This is a genomic window from Alistipes montrealensis (assembly GCF_018362775.1).
Classification (GTDB): domain Bacteria; phylum Bacteroidota; class Bacteroidia; order Bacteroidales; family Rikenellaceae; genus Alistipes; species Alistipes montrealensis.
In genome coordinates this window covers 87960-111619 of the sequence record NZ_JAGYXY010000004.1, presented here as the reverse complement: position 1 = coordinate 111619, position 23660 = coordinate 87960, and the positions used below count along the sequence as shown (strand labels likewise).

Sequence of the window (23660 nt, the reverse complement as noted above, 5' to 3'; positions counted from 1 at the left end):
TCCATTTTTTCCAACCCGATGAAAAAAACGATTATTCTTTGCCTGACGACCCTCGCCCTCGCCGCACTCTGCGGCGGGGCGGCGGCCGGGCAGGCCACGGCGCAGACTGCGCCCGACATGTCCCGGTATATCCTGACCCCGAAACCCGCCGACACACCGCGCATCAACGGAGCGCGCATCTTCGGCGTCCGTCCCGGTTCGGAATTCCTCTACACGATCGCCGCTACCGGCGTCCGTCCGATGACCTTCTCCGCCGAAGGGCTTCCCAAAGGGCTGAAGCTCGACGCCAAAACCGGACGGATCACAGGCCGCGTAGCCGCTCCGGGCGAATACACCGTGAAACTGAAAGCCGAAAATGCACTGGGCAGCTACGACCGCGACCTGAGGATCGTCGTCGGGAGCGAAATCGCACTCACCCCGCCCATGGGCTGGAACAGTTGGAACTGCTGGGCGCGCGATGTCACGCAGGAACAAGTACTCTCGTCGGCACGCGCCATGGTCGAAAGCGGGCTTATCAACCACGGTTGGTCCTACATCAACATCGACGACGGCTGGCAGGGCAAACGCGGCGGCAAGGACAACGCGATCCAGCCGAACACGAAATTCCCCGACATGAAGGCCCTCACGCGCGAGATTCACGACATGGGCCTGCGGGTGGGCATCTACTCCACACCGTGGGTCGGAACCTACGCCGCACACATCGGCAGCTATTCGGACAACCCCGACGGCGAAAACGAATGGATCAAGAAAGGCCAGCACAACGAGCACTACCGCTATCAGAAGGAGGGCGGAAATTACTGGAAAGACCGCCGCGAGTATTACCACCTCGGCGCTTACTCGTTCGTAAAACCAGACGTAAAGCAGTGGGGCGAATGGGACATCGATTACCTCAAGTACGACTGGAGCCCGCTGGACTACTACCACGTCAAGGAGATGCACGACGCCCTGCAAACCCTCGACCGCGATGTCGTTTACAGCCTCTCTAACAGCGCGCCTTACGGCGACGCACCGCAGTGGATGCAGTATTCCAACTGCTGGCGCACGACGGGCGACATCCGCGATACGTGGGAGAGCGTCAGCAGCATCGGATTCAGCCAGGACCGCTGGCTGCCCTTCAACCGCCCGGGCCACTGGGCCGATCCCGACATGCTGGTTATCGGCATGGTCGGCTGGGGCCCGAAACTCCACTACACACAACTGACGGCCGACGAACAGTATACGCACATCAGCCTCTGGTCGCTGCTGGCAGCACCCCTGCTGATCGGCTGCGACATGGCACAGATGGACGACTTCACGCGGAGCCTGCTGACCAACGACGAGGTGATCGACGTTAACCAGGACCCGCTGGGCCTGCAGGCCGTACCCGTCTGGCAAGAGGGCGACCAGGTGATCTACGCCAAGCACCTCGACGACGGCTCGATGGCCGTCGGGCTTTTCAACCGGGGCTGGCAGCCCGTGAAGATGACCCTCACGCTCCGCATGCTGGGACTGCGCGGCCAGCAGACCGTGCGCGACCTGTGGCGGCAGAAGGACCTCGCACAGTGCACCGACAAGTTCGAGGCTACCGTCGCACCCCACGGCGTCGTCCTGCTGAAGTTCTATCCCGGCAACATCCGCGAAGAGATGCCTGAAAAACGCTGACCTTCGGGAAACGACCTCGGATTCGGAGCTCAAACCGCATCCGGAATACTTTAAACAAAAACCGCCCTGCTTTCGCAGGGCGGTTTTAAATTAGCGGTCAAACCCGAATCACTTCCCGAATCGGAATGGTCAGGTTTATCAGCCCGACGCCTGGACCGCGGCTCAGCCGCATCCGCATCCGTGAAATTACGCATACCCGCTCAGAAACAGAATAGGACTTATTTCAGTCACAAATATAGCGCATTTTCGAAGAAAAGAATCTCCGGCACGCGGGATTCCTGAAAAATAAAAAACCACTCTTCCGAGTGGTCTGATTTTCTTTCGATCGGTGGGAGCTGAGGGATTCGAANAAGAAAAGAATCTCCGGCACGCGGGATTCCTGAAAAATAAAAAACCACTCTTCCGAGTGGTCTGATTTTCTTTCGATCGGTGGGAGCTGAGGGATTCGAACCCCCGACCCTCTGCTTGTAAGGCAGACGCTCTGAACCAGCTGAGCTAAGCTCCCGAAAGACTCTCCCTTGCGGGAAAGTGGAAATATGTAAGCGGCTGCAAGGCCGACAAAAAAGCCACCCTTATCATACGGTGGCTTCGTGGGAGCTGAGGGATTCGAACCCCCGACCCTCTGCTTGTAAGGCAGACGCTCTGAACCAGCTGAGCTAAGCTCCCCTAAAAATGGCTTGGGACTGCAAAGGCAATCTTCCGATTACCCGAAAAAGCCATTACTGACCTCTTCTGCAGGCGTTTTTTTGAAAGAACCTTTACGCAACCCTCGCGCATCTGCGCCTGAACAAGGACTTGAACCTAGGACCCCATGATTAACAGTCATGTGCTCTAACCAACTGAGCTATTCAGGCTTTTTGAAACAAATTGTTTCGTTGTTTCGGAGTGCAAATATATAGCAAATTTTCATTCCCGCAAAATTATTGCACGAATTTTTCGTAAAAAAAGTATCTTTGCATGTCGCACAAATCATAAAGAAATGATCACAAAACGCGTTATTTCCCTTATTCTCTTGGCGCTATGCGCTTTAACGGCCCCGGCGCAGGAACGCCTGACATTCCAGCCCGCCGAATGGGACTTCGGTACGATCCGCGAGTCCGACGGCCGCGTGAGCCATACGTTTACGGGTGTAAACCGCAGCGACACCCCTTTGGTAATCCTCGACGTAGTGACCACCTGCGGCTGCACGGTCCCCGATTTTTCGAAAAAACCGATCCTTCCGGGCGAAAAGACGCAGGTCACCGTCACCTACGACCCCGCCAACCGTCCGGGCGCCTTCACCAAAGAACTGTGGGTCTACTCTTCGGAAAAGCGGAAAATCGCCACGCTCACCATCCAGGGCAGTGTCACGCCCCGGCAGAAAAGCGTCGAGGAACTCTACCCCGTCGACGCCGGCGGAGGGCTACGGCTGGCCGCGACGCTCAACGCCTTCTCCTATATATACCAAGGACAGCAGGTGCAGGGAACCATCGGTTATGCGAACACCTCCAAACGCCCGGTCCGCCTCGAACTGCGGCCCGAAACCACGAGCGGACTGCTCCGGAGCGACTATCCGAAACAGGTCGCACCGGGTGAACAGGGCGAAATCAACTTTTCCTACCTCATCCCCGCCGACAAGCCCCGCTACGGAACCGTACGCGATGCGCTGGCAGTCGTAGTCGACGGACGCAGCAACGGTGCAACGATCGTCACGCACGGTATCGGAGTCGATCCGCAGCCCGCGGATGCAACANTCTGAACCAGCTGAGCTAAGCTCCCGAAAGACTCTCCCTTGCGGGAAAGTGGAAATATGTAAGCGGCTGCAAGGCCGACAAAAAAGCCACCCTTATCATACGGTGGCTTCGTGGGAGCTGAGGGATTCGAACCCCCGACCCTCTGCTTGTAAGGCAGACGCTCTGAACCAGCTGAGCTAAGCTCCCCTAAAAATGGCTTGGGACTGCAAAGGCAATCTTCCGATTACCCGAAAAAGCCATTACTGACCTCTTCTGCAGGCGTTTTTTTGAAAGAACCTTTACGCAACCCTCGCGCATCTGCGCCTGAACAAGGACTTGAACCTAGGACCCCATGATTAACAGTCATGTGCTCTAACCAACTGAGCTATTCAGGCTTTTTGAAACAAATTGTTTCGTTGTTTCGGAGTGCAAATATATAGCAAATTTTCATTCCCGCAAAATTATTGCACGAATTTTTCGTAAAAAAAGTATCTTTGCATGTCGCACAAATCATAAAGAAATGATCACAAAACGCGTTATTTCCCTTATTCTCTTGGCGCTATGCGCTTTAACGGCCCCGGCGCAGGAACGCCTGACATTCCAGCCCGCCGAATGGGACTTCGGTACGATCCGCGAGTCCGACGGCCGCGTGAGCCATACGTTTACGGGTGTAAACCGCAGCGACACCCCTTTGGTAATCCTCGACGTAGTGACCACCTGCGGCTGCACGGTCCCCGATTTTTCGAAAAAACCGATCCTTCCGGGCGAAAAGACGCAGGTCACCGTCACCTACGACCCCGCCAACCGTCCGGGCGCCTTCACCAAAGAACTGTGGGTCTACTCTTCGGAAAAGCGGAAAATCGCCACGCTCACCATCCAGGGCAGTGTCACGCCCCGGCAGAAAAGCGTCGAGGAACTCTACCCCGTCGACGCCGGCGGAGGGCTACGGCTGGCCGCGACGCTCAACGCCTTCTCCTATATATACCAAGGACAGCAGGTGCAGGGAACCATCGGTTATGCGAACACCTCCAAACGCCCGGTCCGCCTCGAACTGCGGCCCGAAACCACGAGCGGACTGCTCCGGAGCGACTATCCGAAACAGGTCGCACCGGGTGAACAGGGCGAAATCAACTTTTCCTACCTCATCCCCGCCGACAAGCCCCGCTACGGAACCGTACGCGATGCGCTGGCAGTCGTAGTCGACGGACGCAGCAACGGTGCAACGATCGTCACGCACGGTATCGGAGTCGATCCGCAGCCCGCGGATGCAACACAAAAAGCCCCGAAAGCCGATTTTTCAGAAAATATCCTTAAATTTGGCCCGGTTAAGCATGCGGGGCCGGTTCGGAGAATGCACTTTATGCTCTCGAATACGGGTGATGCGGATCTGATCGTACGGGCCGTCGAGGGCGAAGGACGCGTAGCCACGACATTCGCCCCGGGCCGGAAAATCGCCCCCGGGGATTCGCTCCGCTGCGAAATACTGCTCGATCCCCGGACACAGGACTACGGCGTGCTGACCGAACACCTCGTGGTGGTGACCAACGATCCCGTGCGACCCATGCGGCGCATCCGGGTAACGGCGATCATCGAAGAGTGACACACAAACACATAACGGATTATAATGTACCCCATTCTTGAAAAAAGGCTCCTTGCTGAGGGCATCTGGCTGATGAAGATTCTCGCGCCGCGCGTTGCCCGCTCGGCACAGCCCGGACAATTCGTCATCGTGCGCGTCGACGAACACGGTGAGCGCATTCCGCTCACTATCTCCGATTTCGACGCCGCGGAGGGCAGCGTGACGATCGTCACGCAGGCCATCGGCGCCTCGACGCGCAAAATCTGCGCCCGGGAACAGGGCGAGGCCCTCGCCGATTTCGCAGGTCCGCTGGGCCACCCGTCGGAATTCGTCAACATTCCCCTCGAAGAGCTGCGCAAACGGCACTACCTCTTCGTAGCAGGCGGCGTGGGCACGGCCCCGGTCTATCCGCAGGTCAAATGGCTCCGGGAGCACGGCGTAAAAGCGGATGTCATTATCGGCGCCAAAAACAAACAGATGCTCATCTACACCGACGCCATGCGCGCCGTCGCCGAAAACCTCTATATCGCCACCGACGACGGTTCCGAAGGCTTCAAAGGACTCGTGACGGCCCTGATCGGGGAACTGATCGAGAAAGAGGGTAAACACTACGACGAATGTATCGCCATCGGGCCGATGATCATGATGAAATTCGTTGCCCTCACCACGAAGAAATACGGCCTGAAAACCACCGTGTCGCTCAACGCGCTGATGGTCGACGGTACGGGCATGTGCGGAGCCTGCCGCGTGACGGTCGGCGGCAAAACGCGCTTCACGTGCGTCGACGGCCCGGAGTTCGACGCCCACGAGGTCGACTTCGACGAGGCGATGCGCCGCCAGGGCATGTACCGCACCCAGGAGCAGCGCGCCGCAGCCATCGAAGCTGAACGCGTAGCAGGACATCAATGTAAGATCGGATTGGACAAATAAATTATGGCAAACAAGATACCGCGCGTTCCCGTGCGCGAACAAGACCCAAAACTCCGTGCAGCCAACTTCGAGGAGGTCTGCTACGGCTACAACCTCGAAGAAGCCACGCTCGAAGCCTCCCGCTGCCTGCGCTGCAAGAATCCCCGCTGCGTAGCGGCCTGCCCCGTAGGCATCCGCATCCCCGACTTCATCGCCGCATTGCACGAAGGCCGGCTGCAGGAGGCCGCCGACATCATCTCCGAGGACAGTTCGCTGCCTTCGATCTGCGGCCGCGTCTGCCCGCAGGAGAGCCAGTGCGAAGGTTCGTGCATCCTGGACATCAAGAGCGAACCGGTCGCCGTGGGTAAACTCGAACGTTTCGTCGGCGACTGGAAACTTGAACACGGCGCCCCCGTACAGCCCGCCGCAGCCCGCAACGGCCATAAAGTCGCCGTCATCGGCAGCGGCCCGGCCGGACTGGCCTGCGCCAGCGACCTGGCCCGCATGGGCTACGAAGTGAAAATCTTCGAGGCACTGCACAAGGTGGGCGGCGTATTGGTCTACGGCATCCCCGAATTCCGCCTCCCGAAGGAGCGGATCGTGGCGCGTGAAATCGCACAGGTCGAACGGCTGGGCGTCGAAATCGAAACCGACGTGATCGTGGGACGCACCGTGACGATCGACTCGCTGCTCGAAGAGGAGGGTTACGACGCCGTCTTCATCGGCTCGGGCGCCGGACTGCCCCGCTTCATGGGCATCCCGGGCGAGAACCTCAACGGCGTGGTTTCGGCCAACGAATTCCTCACGCGCGCCAACCTGATGCACGCTTACGACAAGGAGTACGACACCCCGATCTACGTCGGGCAGCGCGTCGTGGTCGTAGGCGGCGGCAACGTGGCGATGGACGCCGTGCGCACGGCCAAACGGCTGGGCGCAGAGGCGACGATCGTCTACCGCCGTTCGGAAAAGGAGCTCCCGGCGCGCGTCGAGGAGGTCCACCACGCCAAGGAGGAGGGCATCTGTTTCCGCATGCTGACCAACCCCACCGAGGTCCTCGGCGACGAAAAAGGCTGGGTCACAGGACTGCGCTGCGTGGAGATGGAGCTGGGCGAACCCGACGAAAGCGGCCGCCGATCGCCGGTCGTCAAGGAGGGTTCGGATTTCGAAATCCCCTGCGACGTGGTAATCATGGCGCTGGGCACTTCGCCCAACCCGCTGCTGGCCGCCACAACCGCCGGACTGGAAACCTCCCGCCGCGGCTGCATCACGGCCGACGAACACGGCGCAACGACCCGCCCGGGCGTTTTCGCCGGCGGCGACGCCGTGACGGGCGCCGCAACGGTCATCCTGGCCATGGGCGCAGGACGCACCGCGGCCAAAGCCATCGACGAATATGTAAAAAACGGAGCAAACTAGAAAACATGCAAATCCCTAAATAACAGCTTCATGAAAAACATCAAATCCCTGTTTGCCCTCCTGGCGGTCTGCGGCCTGGCCGCCTGCGCTGACAACACCCCCAAGACCTTCTCGGGAGTCATTACCGACGCCTCGATGAACACCGTCACCGTCCGCGCACTGACCGCCGACGATACCTACACCTTCTCGACCATGGACGCCGACAAGACCGACGCCAACGGCCTGCTGCTCGGCGCCCCGATCACCGTGGACTATACGGGCAAGCTGGAGGAAGGAACCGCTGCCACGAAGGTGGCCACCGACCCCACTTACGCCAAAGCCGTCGGCACATGGACGATGCCCGACCCGATCAACCCCGAGTCCGTCATGGGCGTCGAAATCATGGTCGAAGGCGAAGCCAAGTCGGTCAACATGGCGACGCTGGTCTACGCCTCGTGGGAACTCCAGGGCGAAGCCGATAAAATCCTGCTCAAGGGCCAGAGCCTCGGCAACGGCCAGACCATCGATTTCACCGAAACGGGCGTGATCGCCCGCAACGCCGAGGGCGACTACACCCTCACGATCGAAGGCTCCGGCACGGTCTACACCAAGGCCAAGCAATAAGCGGTTTTCAATCCCGAACAGAGCGCCTCCGAATACCCGGAGGCGCTTTCTTTTCGGAAAAATAGCAGCCCGCAAACTTGCGAAATCGGAGCTAAATGCGTAAATTTGTGGATACTAACTCCGTTTACTGAAACCATGAACAAAACCCTGCTGGGAGCCCTGGCGCTCCTCTGTTCTTTCACCGCCGCGGCGCAGACTCCCCGCGACTCGATTGCATTCGCTGCCGCCGAATGGCGCACGACCGACCTCGGCGACGGCGCCGAATGCCGCTATGCACAGATCGACATGTTCGGTTCGTGCCAGAGCATCTCCGTCGCCACCTACCCCGGGCGCAGTTTTACGACTGCCATCGTCCACCTCGACCGCAAGGCGGAGGCTACGAGCGCCCTGGGCAAAGCCGCCGGGGCCGAGATCGCCGTCAACGGCAGCTACTTCAACGTCAAGACCTTCGCTCCCGTCACCTTCGTGCTGCTGGACAAAAAAGTCGTAGGTCGAACCACCCCCGAAGAGCTGATGCGCACCAACGGCATCGTGGCTTTCAAGGACAAGAAGGGCCGCAAGATGGATATTTTCCCCTGCGACACGGCGCAATATCCCGACGTGGTGCGCCGCTACCGTTCGGCCCTGGCCGCCGGGCCCGTGCTGATCGATAACGGGAAGACGGTCGAATACACCTCCGGCGACAGTTTCTACACCCGCCGCCATCCCCGCACGCTGATTGGCAAGCGCGCCGACGGTACGGTCGTAATGGCCGTGATCGACGGACGTTTCAAGGGCCAGGGCGACGGCGCGACCATCGCCGAAACGGCCTACATCGCCCGCCAACTGGGCCTCACCGAGGCGCTGAATCTCGACGGCGGCGGCTCCTCGACGCTCTGGACTGCCAAGGAAGGCGTGCTCAACCATCCCTACGACAACCGCCGCTTCGACCACGAAGGCGAACGCGGCGTGCCCAACTGCATCGTAGTCCGCAAATAAGCGGCACACGATCCCGAAATCAAAAAACGCGGGTTGATGAAATCTCATCAACCCGCGTTCCCATTAACCTTAACACCTTTCTATTGCTTCGACTGCACGTACTGTTCGTACATCTTGTCGTAGCAGGCTTTCAACTCCGGGAATTCCGCCTTCTTGACTTCGTACATGAAAACGCCCCGGTAACGGGCATCCTCGTACAACGCTTTCAGGACAGCCACCCAGTCGTTGTCACCCCTGCCCTGCCAGGGCAGTTCGTGGCACTCGTTGCGGCCGTCGCCGTCGCTGACGTGGATCGTCTTCACCCGCGTGCCGAGCGCCTCGATCAGCAGTTCCGGATTGTCGATGTGGTTGGTATCAACCGCAGCATTCACCTCCCGGGGCATCAGCGACATGATGTGCAGCACCTCCTCGACCGTCCGGTTCAGCGGACGCTCGTAGTTCTCGTCCTTGACCAGTTCGTAACCCAACATGTTCTCGATAACCACCTCGGCGCCGATCTTCTTCGCATCCGGGAGCAACTCCCCGACCGACCGCACCAGGCAGGCGATCCGCGCGTCACGCTCCCCGTGGCCGAGATACCAGCTCGGGTGGAACAGCACGATCCGGGGCGACAGGATGCGGCAGAAACGCAGTACGCGCCGGTTCAGCTCGACGCTTTTTTGCCGGACAGCTTCGTCCGTCTGTGAAAGGTCGATCTCTTTGCCGTAAGGCATGTGCACCGACCAGATTTCAATCCCGGCTCGTTTGAGGTCGCGTTTCAACCGCCAGCAGCGCGCTTCGATCTGCTTATCGTCGGTCATCTCCTTGTCCAAAAACAGCTTCGAAGCGCTGATCTCGATGGCATCGATACCGGCCTTCTTCGCCTCGGCAAAGGTTTCGTAGGTCCAGTTGGAGACCGGCCCGAAAATCCCGGACGAAGAGCCCACCTTCAGCCGCGGTGCAGGCTGGCCTGCAAACACGGGGATGCCGACCAGGAGAACGAGCAGTGACACCGCTGTTTTCAATGATTTCATCGTTCGAAAAATTAAAAAAGGGCGTACCGAACTGCCGGCACGCCCCTGTGAATAACCTTATTTCACGACGGCTCCGATCACCGTCTTGCCCGTGCGCGATCCGCCGATCTGGTCGACCGTGCTGATCGCCTCGCCGAACGCCGGGTCGAGCGTTTCGCCCAGGATCTTCAGGTCCGAAGCGGACATTCCATACTGGCGGGCGGGATTTCCGTCACCGATCAGTACGCAGGTCTTCGTCACTCCGCCGTTATCGTTCAGCGGGCTGAGCATCGAAGCCGGATCGAACGACGCTCCTGCAACCACTCCGCCGTCGGCGTTGTAAACCGTGTTGCCGATGATCGAGCTGGCCACCTTGTAGTTGCTGCCTGCCCACACGACGTTGTCCTCCACGCCGCCCTGCGAGTTGCCCGCAACCAGCGTGTTGTAAACCTCCACAGCTCCGTAGGCATTCACCTGCTGGATACCCGGACCGCTCGCAGCCGTCACGTTGGTATTACCTGCAATCGTACAGCTGACAATCACGGTTTTGCTTGCCTTGGCTGCCGAACCGTAGACTGCGATACCGCCGCCCTTTCCGGCATGGTTGCCGTAAACCGTCGAATTGACGATCACCAGATTGCCGTTCTCGCGGACGTAGATACCACCGCCGTTCTTAGTGGCATGTTCGGGATTGACACTGTTGTTCGAGATCGTGGTGTTGCTGATCAGCACGTTGGTCTTGCCGCCCGTATCGCCGAAAATATAGATACAGATGCCGACGCCCGAGGTCTTATTGTTGTTAAAGGTACAGTTGTTGATTCGCAGCAAGTTGGCTCCGTCGACCCACAGACAGCCGCCGTTGTACGCTGCCGTCGATTTGGTTGCATTGTCCACAACCTGACAGTTGTCGAACAGCGCCTCGGCCCCCGCGTCGACGCGGATAGCACCCATACGGATATCCGTATTGTCCTTGATCTTGCAATTCAGCACATCCACCGTCGAATTACCGATGAAAATACCTGCGCCGTAACTTTGGTAGAATTTCACGCCGCCGATTGTCGTACTTCCCACCGTGCCGAACTGCGACGAACCGTTCTTGATCGTGAAACCGTTGAGCGTAGCCTTCATGCCGGCCATCTTGGCAGCCGTTACCGTAACCACGTGGCACACGGCCTTGTTACCATCCAGAATCGTTTCGTTCGCTTCGGGATCGGCCTCGGCGCCCGTGGCCGCATCGGCCGGATAACCGCCGATCATCGAGAAGTTGCTGTGGATTTCGAACGTGTTGTCCAGCGCCGTCTTCATACCCGTCAACGGAACCGAAGGCACGTAGGAACCGGCGGCCACGTGGATCACGTCGCCGTTCATCGCCAGTTCGATGGCGTTGTCGAGCGAAGTGGCCGTCTCCCACGTCAGACCGTCCTTGTCGGCCGTGGCATCGGCCTTGACATAGTAGTGCGTCGCGAGGTCCGAAGCGCTCGCAGCAGCCTGCTTCACGGGCAGGGAAGTATTCTCACCCTTGATGACATAGGCCGAGATCGTCGCCGTACGCTCGCTGAGCGTGCGGTTGGCGGCCACCGTCACCGTGATCGTAGCGTCACCGGAACCGAACGAGGGATCGAATGTCACCCAGTCCTTGTCGGCTTCGATACGCCAGGGAAGGTTGGACTTGATCGTAAGTTGATAGTCTCCGGTCGCTTTTCCGGCATCGATGCCGGATTCCACGAACGAGAGTTCGGGCGTCTCCGGCGTGAACGCCGAATCGTCGCTGAAATCCTGACAGGCTCCGAACGCCGCACATGCGGCAGTCAGGAGCAGGTATTGAAAAATCGTTTTCATCTGTTCCGTCGTTTATTGTTCAACAATCGCCAATCCGGTCGCTACTTTACGCATGACGCCGCCGTTGTCGGTCGGCCAGTTCAACAGTTTCAGTTCGCCCGATTCAATGTCTTTGGCAATGAAGGTCGAGGAACCGCCGCCGTCGAGGTTCAGGGCGTCGCTGGCGCCGCAGGCCGACATCAGGTTCATCAGGTCCAGCAGGTCGGCGCCGTTCGAATAGTAGAAGTTGCGGCCGTCGACGACCATCAGGTAAACCTCCTTGCCGTCCTGCGACACGCCGATTGCGGTGCGCGGCTCCATCGTCGCGGCAGGCATCGTGTTGGAACTCTGGTCCAACTGCTCGCCGTTCTTGAGCAGCAGCGTACTGCGGCCGCAGACCGCCTCGCGGACCTGATCCTTAAAGAGGGTATACTCCTCCGTCGTGAGGCAGTAGGCCGTATTGTCTTTCGATATCACGAAGACATTGCAGTCCTCGCGGCTGAACGAAGTCTTCACCGCCACGCCGTCGCGGTAGCATACGCCGTATGGAATGTAGGTCGTCGTATTGAAGAAGTCGGCGTTCGTGCCGCCCAACACCTTCTTTCCGTTCTTCTGCATCGCTTCGAGCTGGTTCATGATCGTCTGGCCGGTTCCCACCGCGTCCTTATCATTGGCAAGGGTCGTACGCAGGGTAATCCGGTCGCTCAGCGCGATTTTGAACAGGAACATCTGCATGGCAAGGCCGTCGTCGGCCAGGAAAGCCATCTCCAGCACATCCACGCCGTTCGCCAGGGTGTAGGTTTTGTCGCTCTTTACGTGAGCCACATAACCGTTCGATCCGTTGACGATGCTCTGCCCCCAGGCCGTCTCCGCCGTAGTATCGAATTTAGCATACTCGTCGAAACGGTTCGAGTTGTCGCACGACATCAGCAGCCATGCGCATAGGAGCATCCCAATCATATATTTATATAATCTCATCGTTTTCATAATTTTATCTCTATTGGACGATCCTTGTTAATAACCCGGATTGTTAGGTTTGAGATTCGGGTTGTAAAGCAGTTCGCGGCTCGGAAGCGGCATCAGGCACTGATAGTCTTTCGTCCCGAGCGTCTGCGTAGCCTTTCCGGTGCGCACCAGGTCGTACCAGCGGAAACCTTCGGCCAGGAACTCCAGGCGACGCTCCTGCAGGACAGCATCGAGGAACTCGGCTTCGTTGGCCGGACTCACCTTTTCAAGGCCGCGTTTCTCGCGCAGTTCGTTGAGCCGGTCGAGACCGCCGTTCAACCCCTGCGCCTCGGCACTGATCAGGTACATCTCAGCGAGGCGCGAAATGACCACGGGGTCGGACCCGGTCTGCCCGCTGGGGTACTTGTTGATGAAATTCAGGTTGTCGAGCGTGGTGATCGATATGTCTTTGCGCAAGTCGTTATCGGCGTACATCGTCATCACGTCGCCCGCAGGACGGTAGTTATAGCTGCCCTTGTTGGGGTGGTTGTACGAGTAGAACTGGTTGGAAATCTTGATCGACGAACCGTCCTCGGTCAGGCACGAGAAGGCAAAGATCACCTCCGTATTGGCCTTGCCGCGGAAAATTTTGCTGAAGTCGTCGAGCGCATAACGCGGATTCTCGATCAGGCTCTCGGCCAGCTCCTTCGCTTCGCCCTTTTTGCCCATGTAGAGCTTCACGCGGGCCTTCAAAGCGGTCACGGCAAACGGCGATACGTAGTAGTAGCTGTCGGCGGTCAGTCCGTTCAGGAAACCCGTAGCTGCGTCGAGATCCTCCTCGATCAGCGCCCACGCCTCCGATGCCGGATCGCGGGAAACCTTGTCCTGAGTGTTCTGGCGCAATACGGGCACGTCGCTGAAACGGGTCACCAGGCAGAGGTAAATGTAGGCCCGGAAATAGTGACACTCGCCCAGCACCCGGTTCCGCGTAGCGTTGTTGGGAAGCCCCTCGGCGATCGACATGACGTTGTTCACCTGCAAAAGCGCCTTGTAGTAGCCGTTCCACTGGCTGCTGATAAACGAATGCAGTGCATTGGAGAGCGAGTTGATCAGGTCGATCGGACGCCCCGTACTGGTCATCAGTTCACCGCCGAAAAGGTCGAAGGCGATGTAGGAATAATAGGTCGGGTTCTCCTGGACCTGGCTGTACATGCCCACACGCAGCGCTTCGATATCGCCGGAACCGACGACTGTCGGGGAGACCGCCGAGTGCGGTTCGATGTCGAGCATACTGCCACAGGCTCCCATCAGGGGCAGTAAGGCAAGCAATATGATTTTATGCAACGATTTCATGATTGTCGGATTTAAAAAGTGATGTTAAGGCCTACCTTGAAGATACGCGGCTGGGGAACGCCGTCGTTATCCTCGCCGTAGAAGCGCGGATCGAGGTTCACGCTCGTCTCGGGGTCCCAGCCGGGATAACGCGAGCAGAGGAAGAGGTTGTCGCCCTGGGCATAGAGCCTCAGTCCCTTCAGGTGAATCTTGTTGATCATCCGCTGCGGGAAGGTGTAACCCAGCGTCAGCGAACGCAGGCGGATGAACGAGCCGTCGGTCAGCAGGTTCGTGCCGTTCTTGGAGTTCCAGCCGCTGTACGAATAGATCGCACGGGGATATTCGTTCGTCGTGCCGGGACCCGTCCAGCGGTTGTCGGCAAACTGTTTCAGCAGCGAGCGGGTATAACCCGGTTTGGCGCAGGGAGTCATCCACGATGCGAAAACGTCGTTTCCGTAGCTGTACGTAAAGAACAGGCTCAGCTCCCAGCCCTTGTACTTGAAGGTATTGTTCCAGCCGCCCGAGAATTTGGGGTTGGGGTTGCCCGTAACGATACGGTCGTCGTCGGTGATGTCGCCGTCGCCGTTCCGGTCCCAATACTTGACATCGCCCGCGCGTACGCCCTTGTCGTAGAGTGCCTGGGGAACCTCGCCGTCGTACTGGTAGATGCCGTCCTTGCGGAAAATATACCACGATCCGACCGTTTTGCCGATTTTCAGCGCACGGTTCGAACCGATCGCCAGCATATCGTCTTCGAGCAGCGAAGTCAGCTTGTTGACGTTGCGCGCAATGTTGAGCGACGAACTCCACGCGACCTTGCCCAGGTTGAAATGGGTGTTGATCGTAAACTCGACACCCTTGTTGCGCATCGAACCGATGTTGCTCAGGATCGAGGTCTCGCCGGTCGTGGCGTGCACGGGCTTCGAATAAAGCAGGTTGTTCGTATTCTTCAGGTAAACGTCGGCGATCATGTTGATCTTGCCGCCCAGGAAACTCAGGTCGAATCCGGCGTTGTACTGGTCGGCGGTCTCCCACGTCAGTTTATCGTTGCCGCTCGACGAGATGGCAATACCGCTCTGCCCGCCGTAGTTGACGCCGCCGCTGATCAGGGCCTGCCATCCGTAGTTGCTGATTCCGTCCTGGTTACCCGTACGGCCATAGCTGGCACGGATTTTCAGTTCGGTCTTATCGGCATCCCAGAACGGCTCGTTCGAGACATTCCAGCCGACCGACACCGAGGGAAACCAGCCCCAGCGGCTGTCGGGAGCGAACCGCGACGAACCGTCGGTACGGATCGTCGCATTGACCACGTAACGATCCTTGTAGGCGAGGCTCAGACGGGCAAAATAGGACTCGATGGCATATTCCGACAGTCCGGCGCTGGCGCCGACGATATTGGCGGCCACGCTCGCCACGTCGAATGCGGGCGAGGGATAGTTCTGCGCGTCGATATACGACGTGCGGCTCTTCGTCTTGAGGAACGAGTGGCCCACCATGGCGCCCAATTCGAAATCCTCGCCGAGCTTGCGGTCGTAGTTGGCGTAGAGGTCGATCGTATTGGTCATCACGAACCGGTTACGGTCCAGGATACGGCCGTTGTCGGCGGCATAGGGGTGGTTCTGGTTGTAATAGACGTAGTCGTAGGTGTAGGCCGAGTCGTTGTTGTACGACGCCTTGACCTTCAGGCCCTCGATAATCTGCGCCTCGGCCCAGAAGGAGCCGATGAAACGGTAGTTGTCCGTATAGGAGGTCTCCTCGGCGAGAATCTGCACGGCGTTGTGCAGCAGCAGCTCGTCGGTTCCGCCCGTGTAATAGTCGCCGTTGGGCTTGTAGGGGCGGTCGAAAGGACGCTGCTGTACGGCGCGGCCGATGATCGTCGAGCCCAAATCAGCGCCCGGGATACGGTTGTTGTGCAGGTAGTTGCCGCTGATGTTGGCGCCTACCTTCAGCCATTTGAACATCTCGTGGCTGATGTTGGATTTGAGGTTGACCTTCGAAATGTCGTTCGTCTTGATGACGCCCTCCTGGTAATTGTAGCTTCCCGAAAGGTAGTATTTGGTCTTGGCGTTGCCGCCCGAGAACGACAGGTCGAGGTAATGCGACTGCCCGAGGCGGGTGATCAGGTCGAGCCAGTCGGTGTCGGGCATGTTCCCGTAGGGATTCTGGATGTGCTTGACATAGCCCGAGTTGTTGACCGTGAATCCGTTCTGGCGGTTGTAGTTGTCGACACCTTCGTTGAAAACCTCGACATACTGTTTCGAGTCGACGTATTCGCGGCGGTTCCTGTTGGCGAACTGCGTGATGCTGAAACCGTAGTTTACCTTGATCTCCGATTTGCCCTCGCGGCCCTGCTTGGTGGTGATCAGCACGACACCGTTGGTGGCGCGCGAACCGTAGATGGCGGCCGACGCGGCGTCCTTCAGCACCTCGATCGACTCGATGTCCGTGAGGTTGAGCGTCGCCAGCGAACTCATGCTCTCACCGAACGAATAGAGCGACGCGGAGTTGTTCGACAACGGAATACCGTCGATCACGTAAAGCGGCTCGTTGCTCGCGCTAAGCGACGACGAACCGCGGATGCTCATCTTCTCGGCCGAACCGAGGTTACCCGAACTGGTGGAGATCGACACACCGGCGATGCGGCCCTGGAGCAGTTCCGACGGCGACATCACGCTGCGCATGTTCTCTTCCGTGGGTTTGAACTGGCTGATGGCGTTGGTCACCAGGCTGCGGCGCTGCGTACCGTAACCGACAACGACCACCTCGTCGAGCGCCATGTTGTCGTTTTCGAGACGGACTTCATAGAACCGAGACGGGTCGCCGACCGCAACTTCCCTGGTCTTCAGGCCGAGGTAGGAGACGATCAGGCGAATGTCCTTGCGCCCGCCCACCTTGACCGAGAACGAACCGTCGAGGTCAGTGGTAGCGCCAATCGTCGTGCCGTCGACAATCACCGTAGCGCCCGTGATCGGGTTTCCGGCGCTGTCCTTGACCACGCCCTTCACGACCGCATTGGCCGAAGCACGGCCGGCCGGCTCCTCCTTTGCGGGCGTGGATACGATGGCGATCATCTTGCCCTCGACGCTGCTCACGACGTTCTGTCCGGCGAACATCTTGCCGACAACAACGCCGATCTCCTCGTTTTTGACATCCAGGGTGATTTTCTTGTTTACATCGGCATCCTTCGTCTTGATGACGAACGAATAGCCATAATCCTTTTGCAGGCGTTCAATCGCCGCTTTGATGGTCACATTACGGACCGACAGGCTCACCTTCTGGGCCTGCGCCGCAGAAGCCTGGAACATGAAGCACAGGACTGCGACAAGCGTGATTAAACTTTTCACGGAAGGTAAAAGTTTATTCATTACATTGAAATTTGAAGTTTAAAGAAATAGGTCATTGAGGTTTCCATCTGTTTTTCGCTTACTACATGGTATGGTTATTTTAGGGGTGGCGATATGTAATAGACCTCGGCCTCCTTGCGGACCGAGAACAGGAGGTCCTTGTTGAGTGCAGCGAGGATTTCGTCGAGCGACTCGTTGTTGATGAACGACGCATAGTAGGTCTCCCCGCACAGCGACTTGTCCGTGACAATGATATCGACGGCGAAGTGGCGGCGCAGGTCGGCGACGATGTCGCCCAGGGTCTGCTCCACGAAGAAGAAATTGTCGTTGTCGATCCAGTTCGCGTAGGAATCGGGATCGAAATTCAGAAAATCGATGTGATTGTTGGTCTTGTTGAAGCGGAGAATATCTCCGGGCTCGAGGGTGAGTTTCCCGTTCATTTTCGACGCCTTGAGGCTGACCGACACCTTTCCGTGCACGAGGCTCACCTCCGACTTCACGTCCTCCTGGTACGATTTGAAGTTGAACTGCGTGCCGAGGACCGTCACCTCCAGCCGGTCGGCCGAGACGATGAACGGACGGTCCTCGTCGTGCCGGACATCGGCGAACATTTCGCCCGACAGGTAGACCTGCCTGATCGTCCGGTTAAATTCTTTGGGATAGATGAGTTTGGTTCCCGCGTTGAGCCACACGTGGGAACTGTCGGGCAATACGATCTCGCGCCGCTCGCCCATATCGGCATAGACCTCCACCCATTCGCGCGGGGTAGCGGCCTGATGCCTGTAATGAAAAGCCAGGGCTACGGAAACGACGACGGCTACGTATTCGGCTATACGCAAGGGTGTCCGCCACCACCGGGCGCTACTCCTGCGGGGGGGGGAATTCGGAGCGGGGCAGGCGGAAAGGATCGAATCCAGTTTGCGGCGCACGCGCTCCTTTCCCTCGGGGTCGTATTCGATCTCGGTGGCATCCAGCAGGTCGCTGAACATCTGGTCCATTCCGGGGTCTTTCAGCCGCTCCCGCAACCACATGCGTACCTGCTGCGCCTCGGCTTCCGTACATTTATCCTGCATGTAGCTCAGCAGCAATTCACGCGATATATTTTTCTTGGTATCCATAGGGTTTCGTCTTTTTTCAGGAGAACATCACGAAGAACAGCATCACGACGGAGATTGTCTTTCGAATCTGCTTGATCGCCAGGTCGACGTGTTTTTCGACCGTGCGGATCGAGAGATTCAGCGCCCGGGCGATCTCGGCGTTGGTCATGTTGCGGTCGTAACGCATGGCGAATATCTCGCGGCGCTTGTCCGGCATCGAGCGCATCACCGAGTCGATGAACCCGACCCGTTCGCGGACATCCACATAGTCGTAAACATCCGTATCCGTGTCGGCGACGTTGAGCATCGCATCGTTGATGTCGCTGCGCAGCAGATTATACCGCAGCCGCATGTAGTCGAACAACTCGTTGCGCGTAGCCACCAGCAGGTAGTTGCGCACCGAGAGCTTCGAGTCGACCTGCTCCTTGCGCATCCACATCTTGACGAAGACGTTCTGGATAATGTCCTCCGCCACGGCAGAATCCTTGATAATATGTTTAGCAAACGTATGCAGCAGGTCGTAGTAGCGGTCGAAAAGCACTCCGAACGCTGCTTTGTCGCCGTTCTGCATCATCACGACGAGTTCCGAATCCCGTAAACAATTCTGCATGTCCATCAGAATTTACTCATATCCGTAACCGCATACGGCTCCCGGCAGGCTTCCAGCCCCGCCCGGATCGCCACCGGGGCGTTGGCATCGGTAACCGGTGTCGAATAGCCGGTCGGCGAAGTGCTGCCGGCCGAATAGCGGTAACCGTTTCCTTCGACGCTGACACCCGTACAGGGTGTGACGAGCGTCCGGAACACCGTCGCTGCCGCAGCATAACGGCTGATTCCGTAATCCATGTGGTAGGAGTCGCGCGTGAGATCCATCCCGTTGTCCTTGTTCAGCGACGAGGTCCGCAGGTTCTGCAACGACGTTCCCGAGGGGACCACAATGTCGATGCACGTCTGCGCGGTGATCTTCCGCACCTGCGCCACGATCGCCCCGAACATCGCCTGCTGATTGGGGAAATACTTCGGATAATAATCAGACGAAGCTCCGTACGCCTGTGCCATGATGTAACCGATCGTGGGCCGGTCGAGGGGCTGTGCCTGCTGGATGTAGTCGCAAAGTCCCGATATCGCGCCCCGCTCGGTCTCGTCCCACTCCCACGCATAGTACGAACCGGTGTGCTCCTGCAACGTCACGATGTCCCACGTATCCGATTCGACAATGCTCTTGAGCGACCGGTTCAGCGTTCCGTCGTTGGTCCACTTCGTCGCGCCCGGCTCGCAGTAATAATAGGTGCAGATGTCCGGCGCAGCGTAATTCTCGAAAAATTCGGGCAGCTTGTAACCGCCGTGGTAGGCCCTCACCATCCGGATATGGGTAATCCCGGCGCTTTCGAGCATTCCCGGCAGGTGCTCCGTGGCGTCGACCGTAAAGCTGTTGCCGATAAAAAGTATCTTGAGTGATTTGCCTCCCACGGGAAGCGGCGGATTGAAGGTTCCGTCGAGCTCGCTGCCGATCCGGATAACCTCGCCGTCGGCAAAGACGAAACAGATGTATTTCCCCGTATTGAGCACACAGCGCAGGTCGACGGTCCCGCCCGCAGGAGCGGCAATACCCGTATCGGCTCCGTCCAGGGCGATCTTGCCGCCCGGGGTCATGGTCACCTCAGGCGACGCCCCGCCCCGCAGAGCCTCCGCATCGGCCTTCACCGATGTCGCGGCGCCGTCCGCAGCCCAGTAACCGTTATTATTTACCGCAAAGACGGGAATCGACTCTTTCTTTACGCCGCGCGTCGCAGCGCCCTTGAACCCGAATTTCAGCATGCCTCCGGCAGTCGTCGTCACCGACTCGGCATAATTACAGGCGTCGACACGCGCTTTCAGGAAAGTTTTCATCTCCCCGGTCGAGCCAAACAGGTCGACCTGCTCCTCCCCGTCCACTTTCTGGGAAACGGGAATCACCGCCGGCTCCGCGCCGCCGTATGCGATCATCAGCGACGACGTGCGCGGCTGGGTCAGCGGATTCGCCTGTGCCGTAATTTCGACCTTCGCCGAGCCCGTGCCTTCCGACGGGGCGGCGCTCAGCCACGTGTCGTCACACGTTATTTTCCAATGCGCCGTCGTCGAGATATTCAGTTGCAATGCGTTTTTTCCGGCTTCGAAGTTCAGCGAAGCCGGCGTTGCATAAAATCGAACATCGGGATTTCCGGTCTCTTCCTTATCGGACGAACAGCCGCCGGCTGCCGCAAACGCGGCTAAAATCAGGAGATAGCGATAAAGTTTCTTCATAAGTTCATCAGGTCGGTTATAATAAGTACGAATGGGACAAGCCCTGTACGTAACCAAAAAATACGATTTCACGAAAATGAAATACGATGCCCCGGAACCGGGGAGCCAAAATAAGAGGAATCAAATCCAAAACAGAAACCGGGAACTGATTCTCAGCCCCGTTTCCCGTCCGGTATCGCTCCGGGAAATCGTCCCGGAACCTGGTTACGTTTTAGTTTATTTATCTGTTTCCGGAACAGTCCGGACAGTTGCCACAATCTTCGCCACCCGTTCGGCGACCATTTCCGGGGTCACGGCCTTCAGGCAGCGATAGTCCCCATAACGGCAGGGCTTGTTGCCGAAAACCGAACAGGGCCGGCAAGCCATGTCGGCCTGCAAAATCCCCTCCTGCGACACCCCGTAGCCGAGGAATCCCAGTCCGGGGTGCGTCGCGCCCCATACCGACACCACGGGCGTCGCCACGAGCGATGCCAGATGCATGACCAGCGAATCCATCGAGACCACGCAATCCAGGTTGGCGATGAGGTCCATCTCCCCGGCAAAACGGACTTTGCCGTACAAGGCCGTAACGTTGGGATATGCGCGTTCCATCTCTTCGGCGAACACCTGCTCGCCGCCTCCGCCCCCGTGGATGAAAACCCGGTCGTAACGCTCCGAGAGCATCCGCACCAGTTCGCGGCTCTGCCCGTCGGGATAGGTCTTGCCCCGGTGTGCCGAGAAGGGTGCGAACCCGACCCACACACCGTGTTTCTCCCCGAAAGGATTGGGACGTTCCCGATGCACGGCGGGCGCAGGATCGTCCAGCACGAAACCCAACTTCCGGAAAACGTCGCAGTAGCGCAGCACCGTATGGCGCAGCGGCTCCATGCCGCGGCCTCCGCAGCGGATGAACTCCCGTTTTTCGGCGCGCCCCTTGTAAATCGAAGCCTCGGGAACGCCGTGCAGCCGCATCAGCAAACGGAACGTCTTCGAACGCAGCACGTCGTGCACGTCGGCCACGGCATCTACGCCCAGCCGCCGGGCCTGGGCGGCCAGCCGCCACATCCCCACGAGGGAACGGTGGACGCCCTGGGTATCGACATCGAGAAACCCGACATCCAACCCCTCGAAGAAGGGCCTGAACATCGCCCGCGTCGCCACCGTGACCCGCAGGCCGGGATAAGCGGCCATCAGCGCCCGGAGCGCATGCGGCAGCATCGCCACATCGCCCATCGCCGAAGTCCGGATCACCAGCAAATGACGCGGAAGCACATCCGGCCGGACTGTTACGCCGCTCGCTGCGCCGCCCGCCCGGTCGTTGTCCGTCCTGCCATTCGTCGTTACACCTCTATTTTTTCTGACCATAGAGCACCGGATTCAGCGCAGGGTCGTTGTACATCTTCATCTGTTTATACGTCTTCATGTACTTGCGTCCCGCTTCGATATCCTCGATCAGTTCTTCGATGGCCCCCGAAAGGTCGACCTGCTGCGCAAGCAGCACGTCCAGTTTCTTGCGGCAGGCTGCGCGGTGCGCCTCGTCCACGTCCGTACGCTCCGCCTCGCGCGCCATGTGGTAGATTTTCAGCGCGAGGATCGACAGGCGGTCGATGGCCCAGGCCGGGGTTTCGGTGTTGAGCCGTGCGCCCTCCACAGGCTTCACGTCCTTGTATTTGTCCAACAGGTAGGAATCCACGTATTCCACCATGTCCGTACGGTCCTGGTTCGACTTGTCGATGCGGCGTTTGATCTTCAGCGCCTCCGCGGGGTCGATGGCCGGATCGCGGATAATGTCCTCCAAGTGCCACTGTACCGTATCTATCCAGTTCTTGTGGTAGAGCAGATGATCGATCGAACCCGGTGCATACGGGTTGTCGATCGGATGATCCACATCATCCCAGCGATGATACTCTTCGATAGACTGGTTGAAAATACGGTTCGCGTTTTCGGTAAACATAGCTTTATAGTATTATTGTAATTTTCGCCGGAAAGTTATACCTTTGTCGGTAACGATTAAACAAAGATAATGACTTTTTCCAAAAAAGCAATACTCCTTTCGGGAATCCTCCTCTGCTGTTTCGCGCAGCTCGGGGCGCAGGTGCGCCAGACGCGCGAAGAGTATATCAGCCGCTACATGCCCATCGCCATCGCCCATATGGAACGCTACGGAATCCCCGCCAGTATCACCATGGCGCAGGGAATCCTCGAATCCGACTGCGGCAACAGCCTGCTGTCGATGAAGTCCAACAACCACTTCGGCATCAAGTGCAAGCGCAACTGGACGGGCGACAAGGTCTACCACGACGACGACGCCAAGGGCGAATGTTTCCGCTCCTACTCTTCGGTCGAAGAGTCGTACCGCGACCATGCCGAGTTCCTCGACTCGCAGCCGCGCTACGATTCGCTCTTCGCCTACCCTTCCAACGACTATAAAAGCTGGGCGCGGGGCCTGAAGGCCGCAGGCTACGCTACGGCCCCCGACTATGCGCAGCGGCTCGTCCGCATCATCGAAGAGAACCAGCTTTTCCTGCTCGACCGGCCCGACGGCGCGCAACTCTACGCCTCGCGCTACGGCCTGAAACGCGATCCCGAAGAGTGGTTCTCGTCGCAGAGCAGCGTCGAAGAGCTCGCCCGGACCGAAGGCGCCATCGACCCCGACAACTACCGTGTGACGATCAACGCCCACCAAGGCTACAACGTCTATGCCACCAACGGCGTGCACTACGTGCTGGCCAAGGAGAACGACACGTTCGAGAACATCGGGCAGAAATTCCGCCTCTCGCCGCGCAACCTGCGCAAGTTCAACGACCTGAAGGACAAAAAGGCCCAGCCGGTGACGGGCGAGGTGGTCTATATCGAGCGCAAGCAGAAGCGCTGGATGGGCAACGCCAAGCACCACATCAGCCGCCGGGGCGAAACGGCTTACTCCGTAGGCCAGTCCTACGCCATCCGTACGCGGTCGATCGAAAAACTCAATAAACTCCGGCCCGACGAAGAGATCGCCGCAGGGCGCGAAATACGCATAAAATAAACCT

Annotated in this window: 18 protein-coding genes and 5 tRNA genes; 8 read left to right on the top strand and 15 right to left on the bottom strand. The window is 58.5% G+C overall.

Going from position 1 to position 23660, the window contains the following annotated elements:
• The first annotated feature begins 18 nt into the window (after positions 1-18).
• Positions 19-1641, top strand: coding sequence for a putative Ig domain-containing protein (locus KG007_RS09510; RefSeq protein WP_213348465.1), 1623 nt, complete (start codon positions 19-21; stop codon positions 1639-1641).
• Between the two features lie 430 nt (positions 1642-2071).
• Here the strand turns inward: KG007_RS09510 and KG007_RS09505 are convergent.
• The 3 genes from KG007_RS09505 to KG007_RS09495 all read right to left on the bottom strand — a co-directional run bounded on the left by KG007_RS09505 (position 2072) and on the right by KG007_RS09495 (position 2495).
• A tRNA-Val gene (locus KG007_RS09505) sits at positions 2072-2146 on the bottom strand.
• A gap of 86 nt (positions 2147-2232) precedes the next feature.
• Positions 2233-2307: transfer RNA gene (locus KG007_RS09500), tRNA-Val, on the bottom strand.
• A 114-nt stretch (positions 2308-2421) separates the two neighbouring features.
• Positions 2422-2495, bottom strand: a tRNA-Asn gene (locus KG007_RS09495).
• A 125-nt stretch (positions 2496-2620) separates the two neighbouring features.
• Here KG007_RS09495 and KG007_RS09490 point away from each other — a divergent pair.
• Positions 2621-3379, top strand: a complete 759-nt coding sequence (locus tag KG007_RS09490) for a DUF1573 domain-containing protein (RefSeq protein WP_213348463.1) — start codon at positions 2621-2623, stop codon at positions 3377-3379.
• Positions 3380-3485: 106 nt separating this feature from the next.
• Here the strand turns inward: KG007_RS09490 and KG007_RS09485 are convergent.
• Positions 3486-3560 (bottom strand) — tRNA-Val (locus tag KG007_RS09485).
• A 114-nt stretch (positions 3561-3674) separates the two neighbouring features.
• Positions 3675-3748: transfer RNA gene (locus tag KG007_RS09480), tRNA-Asn, on the bottom strand.
• A 125-nt stretch (positions 3749-3873) separates the two neighbouring features.
• On the opposite strand from KG007_RS09480, the gene KG007_RS09475 reads away from it, so the two are divergent.
• The 5 genes from KG007_RS09475 to KG007_RS09455 all read left to right on the top strand — a co-directional run bounded on the left by KG007_RS09475 (position 3874) and on the right by KG007_RS09455 (position 8838).
• Positions 3874-4953: a DUF1573 domain-containing protein gene (locus KG007_RS09475; protein ID WP_213348461.1), complete on the top strand. Its 1080-nt coding sequence runs from the start codon at positions 3874-3876 to the stop codon at positions 4951-4953.
• A gap of 24 nt (positions 4954-4977) precedes the next feature.
• Positions 4978-5862, top strand: a complete 885-nt coding sequence (locus KG007_RS09470; RefSeq protein ID WP_195461047.1) for a sulfide/dihydroorotate dehydrogenase-like FAD/NAD-binding protein — start codon at positions 4978-4980, stop codon at positions 5860-5862.
• A gap of 3 nt (positions 5863-5865) precedes the next feature.
• On the top strand, positions 5866-7257 hold the full coding sequence (gltA, locus tag KG007_RS09465; protein ID WP_213348459.1) for an NADPH-dependent glutamate synthase: 1392 nt from the start codon (positions 5866-5868) through the stop codon (positions 7255-7257).
• Positions 7258-7287: 30 nt separating this feature from the next.
• Positions 7288-7860, top strand: coding sequence for a lipocalin-like domain-containing protein (locus tag KG007_RS09460; RefSeq protein ID WP_213348457.1), 573 nt, complete (start codon positions 7288-7290; stop codon positions 7858-7860).
• A gap of 135 nt (positions 7861-7995) precedes the next feature.
• Positions 7996-8838 carry a phosphodiester glycosidase family protein gene (locus tag KG007_RS09455; protein WP_213348455.1) on the top strand — a complete coding sequence of 281 codons (843 nt, stop codon included), beginning with the start codon at positions 7996-7998 and terminating at the stop codon, positions 8836-8838.
• Positions 8839-8918: 80 nt separating this feature from the next.
• Here KG007_RS09455 and KG007_RS09450 read toward each other — a convergent pair whose 3' ends face one another.
• From KG007_RS09450 to KG007_RS09405, 10 genes are all read right to left on the bottom strand, one after another.
• A complete protein-coding gene (locus KG007_RS09450) occupies positions 8919-9851 on the bottom strand; it encodes a sugar phosphate isomerase/epimerase family protein (RefSeq protein WP_213348453.1) in 933 nt (310 codons plus the stop codon).
• 57 nt (positions 9852-9908) lie between these two features.
• Positions 9909-11669: a right-handed parallel beta-helix repeat-containing protein gene (locus KG007_RS09445; protein WP_213348451.1), complete on the bottom strand. Its 1761-nt coding sequence runs from the start codon at positions 11667-11669 to the stop codon at positions 9909-9911.
• 12 nt (positions 11670-11681) lie between these two features.
• Positions 11682-12626: a phosphodiester glycosidase family protein gene (locus KG007_RS09440; protein WP_229095448.1), complete on the bottom strand. Its 945-nt coding sequence runs from the start codon at positions 12624-12626 to the stop codon at positions 11682-11684.
• Positions 12627-12662: 36 nt separating this feature from the next.
• Positions 12663-13946 (bottom strand): RagB/SusD family nutrient uptake outer membrane protein, encoded by a 1284-nt coding sequence (locus KG007_RS09435; RefSeq protein WP_195461040.1) that lies wholly within the window; start codon positions 13944-13946, stop codon positions 12663-12665.
• A gap of 11 nt (positions 13947-13957) precedes the next feature.
• Positions 13958-17269, bottom strand: a complete 3312-nt coding sequence (locus KG007_RS09430) for a SusC/RagA family TonB-linked outer membrane protein (RefSeq protein WP_288331643.1) — start codon at positions 17267-17269, stop codon at positions 13958-13960.
• Between the two features lie 95 nt (positions 17270-17364).
• Complete coding sequence (locus KG007_RS09425) at positions 17365-18387, bottom strand: FecR family protein (RefSeq protein ID WP_213348447.1); 1023 nt, start codon at positions 18385-18387, stop codon at positions 17365-17367.
• 16 nt (positions 18388-18403) lie between these two features.
• Positions 18404-18976 carry an RNA polymerase sigma-70 factor gene (locus KG007_RS09420; protein ID WP_213348445.1) on the bottom strand — a complete coding sequence of 191 codons (573 nt, stop codon included), beginning with the start codon at positions 18974-18976 and terminating at the stop codon, positions 18404-18406.
• A gap of 5 nt (positions 18977-18981) precedes the next feature.
• Positions 18982-20649: a DUF4886 domain-containing protein gene (locus KG007_RS09415; protein ID WP_213348443.1), complete on the bottom strand. Its 1668-nt coding sequence runs from the start codon at positions 20647-20649 to the stop codon at positions 18982-18984.
• Between the two features lie 216 nt (positions 20650-20865).
• Positions 20866-21993, bottom strand: coding sequence for a glycosyltransferase family 9 protein (locus KG007_RS09410; RefSeq protein ID WP_249413298.1), 1128 nt, complete (start codon positions 21991-21993; stop codon positions 20866-20868).
• Entirely contained in the window at positions 21977-22582 is a 606-nt protein-coding gene (locus KG007_RS09405; protein WP_195461034.1) for a DUF4254 domain-containing protein, read from the bottom strand. Before KG007_RS09405 ends, KG007_RS09410 begins: the two co-directional genes overlap by 17 nt.
• A gap of 69 nt (positions 22583-22651) precedes the next feature.
• On the opposite strand from KG007_RS09405, the gene KG007_RS09400 reads away from it, so the two are divergent.
• Positions 22652-23656 (top strand): glucosaminidase domain-containing protein, encoded by a 1005-nt coding sequence (locus KG007_RS09400; RefSeq protein ID WP_213348441.1) that lies wholly within the window; start codon positions 22652-22654, stop codon positions 23654-23656.
• Positions 23657-23660: the final 4 nt, after the last annotated feature.